This window comes from Vibrio sp. Vb1554 (assembly GCF_033344235.1).
In genome coordinates this window covers 1-2,938 of sequence record NZ_JAWPOJ010000072.1, presented here as the reverse complement: position 1 = coordinate 2,938, position 2,938 = coordinate 1, and the positions used below count along the sequence as shown (strand labels likewise).

The window sequence follows — 2,938 nt, the reverse complement described above, 5'->3', positions numbered from 1 at the left end:
AGAAGCAGGCAAGCGCGGACGCAGTGTGCTTGTGCTGGATCATGCCAAAAAGCCAGGACGTAAAATCCTTATCTCTGGTGGTGGCCGCTGCAACTTCACCAACTACGACGTATCAGCCAGCAACTACCTATGCCAAAACCCACACTTCGTGAAATCGGCGCTGTCGCAATACACCAACTGGGACTTCATCTCCATGGTCAGCAAACACGGCATCGAGTTTGAAGAGCGCGACCACGGCCAATTGTTTTGTGTCGATGCCTTTACCGCCAAAGACATTGTGAAGATGCTGCTGGCCGAGTGTGACATGCCAAACATTCAACAGCGTTACCAATGCGATGTGCACACCATTGAGAAAACCGAAGAAGGCTTTCGTCTGCACGCGGGTACTGAGCTCATTGAGTGCGAATCTTTGGTGATTGCGACCGGTGGCCTTTCCATGCCAAAACTGGGCGCGACGCCATTTGGTTACAAAGTGGCTGAGCAGTTTGGTCTGCCAGTAATCCCTACCACGGCGGGACTTGTGCCATTTACGCTGCACAAAGAAGACAAAGAAGATTTTGCTGAACTGTCTGGCATTGCTGTGCCTGCGGAAATTACCGCCGAAGACGGCACCATGTTCAAAGAAGCGCTGTTGTTTACTCACCGCGGCTTATCGGGCCCTTCGGTTTTGCAAATTTCCTCTTTCTGGAAAGCGGGTCAGAAAGTTTCTATCAACTTAGTTCCTAACGAAGACATCGCTCTGCTGCTCGAGCGCAGCCTTGAGAAACATCCAAATCAATCGCTAAAGAATACCTTAGCAAAAGTACTGCCAAAGCGTTTAGTGGAAGTGCTGATTGAACGTAAAGAGCTGATGGATAAACCTCTCAAGCAGTTCAACCCGAAAGAGCTTGCTAGCGTGGTGGAGCGTTTAGAAAACTGGTCAATCGCACCTAATGGCACCGAAGGCTACCGCACGGCGGAAGTGACTTTGGGTGGTGTAGATACCGATCACCTGTCTTCTAAAACCATGGAATGTAAAAACATCAAAGGCTTGTACTTCATCGGAGAAGTGATGGACGTTACCGGTTGGTTAGGTGGCTATAACTTCCAATGGTGCTGGTCGAGTGGCTTTGTGGCAGGTCAGTGGGTGTAATCCAGCGCTGCATGCAAGATAGAAAGAGACGATGAAAAAGAGCACTGAATTCAATTCAGTGCTCTTTTGCTATTTACGGTGTGTTTACTCGTCTTGATACTTTTCGAGCTTGTTGTACAGCGTTTTAACGCTGATACCCAGCTCCTGAGCCGATTCCGTTTTGTTGCCTTGATTCTCTTCAAGCGTATTGAGAATAGCGGCTTTTTCCAGCTCTTCTAACGATACGCCAGCAGGCACCATATCTTCTAATCGGGTGCCAGTTTCTAGTGGCGGCGTATCGAAAATCAGATGTTCATCTTTAATGGTATCGTCGGCGAGAATGAACGCTCGCTCGATGGTGTGTTTGAGTTCTCGAACGTTGCCAGGCCAATCGTGCATGGCGATTTTTTGGATTGCCGAGTCGAGAATCGTCTTCGTTTTGGATTCGTTAGCGTTGCGGTGCGCAATAAAGTGTTTGGCTAATCCGACGATGTCTCCGCCGCGTTCGCGTAATGGTGGAACGGTTAGCGGGAAGTGCGATAGCCTGAAAAATAGGTCTTCACGTAGAAATTGTTCTTCGATCGCGACTTTAGGATCGCGGTTGGTCGCCGCGACGATGCGGGTATTGGCGATGTGGACGGTATTACTGCCCACTGGGCGGTATTCGCCAGTTTCTAGCACACGCAGCAGTTTCACTTGATGCTCGATCGGCATCTCCGTAATTTCATCCAAAAACAGCGTGCCGCCTTCCGCTTGCTTAAATACCCCTTGGTGAGTTTTGTTCGCGCCAGTAAATGCGCCTTTTTCGTGGCCAAACAGTTCGCTATCGACCAGTTCTGGGCTAATGGCACCACAGTTGATGGCAATAAAAGGTTGCTGCTTACGCTCGCTGGCGAGATGGATGGTTTGTGCCACAAGCTCTTTACCTGAGCCACTTTCACCGACAATCAATACGTTGGCTTCGGTTTTTGCGACACGGCGGATCATGCGGTACAGCTGGTGCATCGGAGAAGATGAGCCAACTAGCAAACCAAATTGATCCAAATCGCTGGTGGCGACTTTACGTCCTTGCTCCTGCTTGTGTTGATAATACTGGCTCACTTCGGTCAGCGTATCAGACAGGATGGTGAGGTCGACGGGTTTTCTGTAGTGAAAAATGGCACCTAGGTTCATCAGTTTATCGAGGTTCTCGTTAGGCGCGCCTGAACTGATGATGATTAAGTCCATGTCGTAAATGGCTTCGATATCGGAAAGTCGCTGGTAATCAGCGTGAGTGAAATGTGCCACTTCGACAATCGCGACATCCGGTTGAACGTCGACGAAGTGATCAATCCAATCATCGTCCGTTTCTGTGTCATACAAACGGAACTTATGTAATTCCTGACAAGAAGCGATAGCCTCTTTGAGGGCGGGGTCTTGTATTCTTAGAAACAGGCTTGGCATCGACATAGAAATGTCCTCTTCACTATAACAGAAACAATGTACGTGTATTATTTAAGCTGTACAAGACAAAATATTGTCAAAGTCTGTTTAGAATCTGGTTGGTTATTAATATAGTGAGATCAACAGCAAACTATATATCTACATCGTTTTTCTTTCCTTATTTGTTGTGTGGAATTGTAATCCTTAGAAATTAATCTCACTTGATGGTTTTTGCGTAAAAAATAAACGAAAGGATGAGATGTTATTTCTTCTCTATTTATCTTTTCTTCTTCAATGATTAAAAATTACATTTCTTCTGTGTAAATTATTCACGAATGGTTTCTCTCTCATCTTAAATATAACGGCTTTTTTTAAATAAACGCTTTAAAAATAGCGACTTATAAA

The 2,938-nt window shown here is 46.5% G+C and carries 2 protein-coding genes; one reads left to right on the top strand and one right to left on the bottom strand.

All coding sequences use genetic code 11. The annotated features are described in order from the left end of the window. Positions 1-1,132 (top strand): NAD(P)/FAD-dependent oxidoreductase (locus R8N28_RS23640; RefSeq protein WP_318183480.1); only part of this gene is annotated, 1,132 nt, incomplete at its 5' end. 84 nt (positions 1,133-1,216) lie between these two features. On the opposite strand, the gene R8N28_RS23635 is transcribed toward R8N28_RS23640, so the two are convergent. Next, a complete protein-coding gene (locus R8N28_RS23635) occupies positions 1,217-2,560 on the bottom strand; it encodes a sigma-54 dependent transcriptional regulator (protein WP_318183479.1) in 1,344 nt (447 codons plus the stop codon). Positions 2,561-2,938: the final 378 nt, after the last annotated feature.

Bases quoted from the DNA above. Each gene is read 5' to 3' on its own strand.
- R8N28_RS23635 (WP_318183479.1), bottom strand. From the start codon at position 2,560: ATGTCGATGCCAAGCCTGTTTCTAAGAATACAAGACCCCGCCCTCAAA.